Raw genomic sequence first — 4762 nt, 5'->3', positions numbered from 1 at the left:
ATGGACTGGACGCTGCCGCCCGAGCAGCTCGCGACCTGGAATTGGCCCAAGATAAAGCGGGTCAACAACTGCGCGAAGCTAAAGCTCAGGCAGCCGAAATCATTGAGCAAGCCAAGAAACGCGGTAACCAGATCGTTGAAGAGGCTGTTGAAAAAGCCCGTATCGACGCTGACCGTGTGAAGGTTCAGGCTCAGGCCGAGATCGAACAGGAACTGAACAGTGTCAAAGACGCGCTGCGTGCCCAACTGGGTAGCCTGGCRGTCTCTGGCGCCGAGAAGATCCTGGGTTCCACAATCGATCAAAACGCGCACGCGGAGCTGGTAAACAAACTGGCTGCTGAAATTTAAGCGAGGGCGATCATGGCAGAATTGACCACGTTGGCCCGACCTTACGCTAAGGCAGCCTTCGAGCACGCCCAGGCCCACCAGCAACTGGCCTCTTGGTCAGCCATGCTCGGCCTGGCTGCAGCAGTGTCGCAAGACGACACTATGCAGCGCGTGCTCAGGGCCCCGCGACTGACGAGCGCAGACAAGGCCGCCACGTTTATTGACGTGTGCGGCGACAAGTTTGATGCCAAGGCACAGAACTTCATTCACGTCGTTGCCGAAAACGACCGTCTCCCGCTTTTGCCGGAGATCGCCGCTCTGTTTGACCTGTACAAGGCTGAACAAGAGAAGTCGGTAGACGTTGAAGTGACCAGTGCTTTTGCATTGAACCAAGAACAGCAAGACAAACTCGCCAAGGTTCTCAGTGCACGACTCAACCGGGAAGTGCGCCTGCAAGTCGAGGAAGACAAATCCCTTATTGGGGGCATTGTCATCCGCGCCGGCGACCTGGTTATCGATGGCTCGGTTCGCGGCAAACTCGCGAACCTTGCCGAAGCATTGAAATCTTGAGTTTGAAGGGGCAGCAGAGCAATGCAGCAACTCAATCCTTCCGAAATAAGTGAAATTATCAAGGGCCGCATCGACAAGCTCGATGTGACCTCTCAAGCCCGTAACGAAGGCACTGTCGTCAGCGTGTCTGACGGTATCGTGCGGATTCACGGTCTGGCCGACGTAATGTACGGCGAGATGATCGAGTTTCCGGGCGGCGTCTTCGGTATGGCTCTCAACCTGGAGCAAGACTCTGTAGGTGCCGTTGTATTGGGCGCATACCAGTCTCTGGCTGAAGGCATGAGCGCCAAGTGCACCGGCCGTATCCTCGAAGTTCCGGTTGGTAAGGAACTGCTGGGTCGCGTAGTCGACGCATTGGGTAACCCGATTGATGGTAAAGGTCCGCTGAACAATACTCTGACCGATGCGGTCGAGAAAGTTGCTCCAGGCGTGATCTGGCGTAAGTCGGTAGACCAGCCTGTACAGACTGGCTACAAGGCTGTCGATGCCATGATCCCTGTCGGCCGTGGCCAGCGTGAGCTGATCATCGGTGACCGTCAGATCGGTAAAACCGCTCTGGCGATCGACGCGATCATCAACCAGAAAAACAGCGGAATCTTCTGCGTCTATGTAGCCATCGGTCAGAAACAATCGACCATTGCTAACATTGTTCGCAAGCTGGAAGAAAACGGCGCACTGGCTAACACGATCATCGTGGCAGCGAGCGCTTCGGAATCTGCAGCACTGCAATACCTGGCACCTTACGCCGGTTGCACCATGGGTGAATTCTTCCGCGACCGCGGTGAAGACGCGCTGATCGTTTATGACGATCTGTCCAAGCAAGCAGTGGCTTATCGCCAGATTTCCCTGCTGCTGCGCCGTCCACCAGGCCGTGAAGCTTACCCAGGCGACGTGTTCTATCTCCACTCCCGTCTGCTGGAGCGCGCATCCCGTGTTTCGGAAGAATATGTAGAGAAGTTCACCAACGGCGCAGTGACCGGCAAAACCGGTTCCCTGACCGCGTTGCCGATCATCGAAACCCAGGCTGGCGACGTTTCCGCGTTCGTTCCGACCAACGTGATTTCCATCACTGACGGTCAGATCTTCCTGGAATCGGCCATTTTCAACTCCGGGATCCGTCCTGCAGTGAACGCCGGTGTTTCGGTATCCCGTGTGGGTGGTGCCGCTCAGACCAAGATCATCAAGAAGCTTTCCGGTGGTATCCGTACCGCTCTGGCTCAGTACCGTGAACTGGCGGCATTCGCCCAGTTTGCATCTGACCTGGACGAAGCGACCCGTAAGCAACTTGACCATGGTCAGCGCGTTACCGAGCTGATGAAGCAGAAGCAATACGCACCAATGTCGATCGCTGACATGGCGCTGTCGCTGTATGCCGCTGAGCGTGGGTTCCTGACTGACGTCGCGATCGCCAAGATCGGTAGCTTTGAACAAGCGCTGATTTCCTTCTTCAACCGCGATCACGCCGATTTGATGGCGAAGATCAACGTGAAGGGTGACTTCAATGACGAAATCGATGCAGGCATGAAAGCTGGTATCGAGAAGTTCAAGGCCACCCAAACCTGGTAAGCCGCAGCGGGAGCCGCAAGGCTCCCGCTTGCTAACCTGATAGGTGTTACATGGCAGGCGCAAAAGAGATTCGCAGTAAGATTGCGAGCATCAAAAGCACGCAAAAGATTACCAGCGCCATGGAAAAAGTGGCGGTCAGTAAAATGCGCAGGGCACAAATGCGCATGGCTGCTAGCCGTCCTTACGCGGAGCGCATCCGCCAGGTTATTGGTCATTTGGCCAACGCCAACCCGGAATATCGCCACCCGTTCATGATCGAGCGTGAAGTAAAGCGCGTCGGTTACGTCGTGGTGAGCTCTGACCGTGGTCTGTGTGGTGGTTTGAACACCAACCTGTTCAAGGCTCTGGTCAAGGACATGGCGGTAAACCGCGAAAACGGCGTCGAGATTGATCTGTGTGTAGTGGGTAGCAAGGGTGCGGCTTTCTTCCGTAACTTCGGCGGCAACGTCGTAGCAGCTATCAGCCACCTGGGTGAAGAGCCGTCGATCAATGATCTGATCGGCAGCGTCAAGGTGATGCTGGATGCCTACCTGGACGGCCGTATTGACCGCCTGTCCGTGGTGTCCAACAAGTTCATCAACACCATGACGCAACAGCCTACCGTGGAGCAGTTGGTTCCGCTGGTGGCAACCCCGGATCAAGGACTCAAGCACCACTGGGACTATCTCTACGAACCGGACGCCAAAGAGCTGCTTGACGGCTTGATGGTTCGTTACGTGGAGTCGCAGGTCTACCAGGCGGTGGTCGAGAACAACGCGGCTGAACAAGCTGCGCGGATGATCGCGATGAAGAACGCTACCGACAACGCCGGTGATTTGATCAGCGATTTGCAGCTGATCTACAACAAGGCGCGTCAGGCTGCGATCACCCAAGAGATCTCGGAAATCGTCGGCGGCGCTGCCGCGGTTTAACGGTTCAAATATTCAGAGGATCCAGCTATGAGTAGCGGACGTATCGTTCAAATCATCGGCGCCGTTATCGACGTGGAATTCCCACGCGACAGCGTACCGAGCATCTACAACGCGCTGACTGTACAAAGCGCGGCCGCAACCACTCTGGAAGTTCAGCAACAGCTGGGCGACGGCGTGGTTCGTACCATTGCGATGGGCTCCACCGAGGGCTTGAAGCGTGGTCTGGACGTCATCGACTCCGGTTCCGCCATCTCCGTACCGGTCGGTAAAGCGACTTTGGGCCGGATCATGGACGTTCTGGGCAACCCGATCGACGAAGCTGGCCCGATCGACACCGAAGAGCGCTGGGGCATTCACCGTCCTGCGCCAACCTTCGCTGAACAAGCGGGCGGCAACGACCTGCTGGAAACCGGCATCAAGGCAATTGACCTTGTTTGCCCGTTCACCAAGGGTGGTAAAGTCGGTCTGTTCGGTGGTGCCGGTGTAGGCAAAACCGTAAACATGATGGAACTGATCCGTAACATCGCCATCGAGCACAGCGGTTATTCCGTGTTCGCCGGTGTGGGTGAGCGTACTCGTGAGGGTAACGACTTCTACCACGAGATGAAGGATTCCAACGTTCTGGACAAAGTGGCACTGGTTTACGGTCAGATGAACGAGCCGCCGGGTAACCGTCTGCGCGTAGCACTGACCGGCCTGACCATGGCCGAGAAGTTCCGTGACGAAGGTAACGACGTTCTGCTGTTCGTCGACAACATCTATCGTTACACCCTGGCCGGTACTGAAGTATCCGCACTGCTGGGCCGTATGCCTTCCGCAGTAGGTTACCAGCCGACCCTGGCCGAAGAGATGGGTACTCTGCAAGAGCGTATCACTTCGACCAAAAACGGTTCGATCACCTCGATCCAAGCGGTATACGTACCTGCGGATGACTTGACTGACCCGTCGCCAGCGACCACTTTCGCCCACTTGGACGCCACCGTCGTTCTGTCCCGTGACATCGCTTCCCTGGGTATCTACCCGGCAATCGATCCACTCGACTCGACTTCGCGCCAGCTGGACCCGAACGTAATTGGCCAGGACCACTACGACACTGCTCGCGGTGTACAGTATGTTCTGCAGCGTTACAAAGAACTGAAGGACATCATTGCGATCCTGGGTATGGACGAGCTGTCGGAAGAAGACAAGCAGTTGGTAAACCGTGCTCGTAAGATCCAGCGTTTCTTGTCGCAGCCGTTCTTCGTGGCTGAAGTCTTCACCGGTTCTTCGGGTAAATACGTTTCCCTGAAAGACACCATTGCTGGCTTCAAAGGCATCCTCAACGGTGACTACGACCACCTGCCAGAACAAGCGTTCTACATGGTCGGCGGCATCGAAGAAGCGATCGAG

At 56.2% G+C, this 4762-nt stretch carries 5 protein-coding genes; all 5 read left to right on the top strand.

What is annotated here, in order from left to right:
* Positions 1-347: F0F1 ATP synthase subunit B (atpF, locus tag AC1DRJ_RS19360; RefSeq protein WP_477803566.1), on the top strand; the 347-nt coding region annotated here is incomplete at its 5' end.
* A gap of 12 nt (positions 348-359) precedes the next feature.
* Positions 360-896, top strand: a complete 537-nt coding sequence (locus AC1DRJ_RS19355; RefSeq protein ID WP_477803565.1) for a F0F1 ATP synthase subunit delta — start codon at positions 360-362, stop codon at positions 894-896.
* A gap of 21 nt (positions 897-917) precedes the next feature.
* Positions 918-2462 carry a F0F1 ATP synthase subunit alpha gene (gene atpA / locus AC1DRJ_RS19350; protein WP_007948088.1) on the top strand — a complete coding sequence of 515 codons (1545 nt, stop codon included), beginning with the start codon at positions 918-920 and terminating at the stop codon, positions 2460-2462.
* 50 nt (positions 2463-2512) lie between these two features.
* The gene (gene atpG, locus AC1DRJ_RS19345; RefSeq protein ID WP_477803564.1) at positions 2513-3373 is read left to right on the top strand and encodes a F0F1 ATP synthase subunit gamma; all 861 of its coding nucleotides are present in this window, start codon (positions 2513-2515) and stop codon (positions 3371-3373) included.
* A gap of 27 nt (positions 3374-3400) precedes the next feature.
* Positions 3401-4762 (top strand): F0F1 ATP synthase subunit beta (gene atpD, locus AC1DRJ_RS19340; protein WP_477803563.1); only part of this gene is annotated, 1362 nt, incomplete at its 3' end.

The organism is Pseudomonas sp. P5_B2 (genome assembly GCF_056400445.1).
This window is presented reverse-complemented; position numbering and strand designations above follow the sequence as displayed.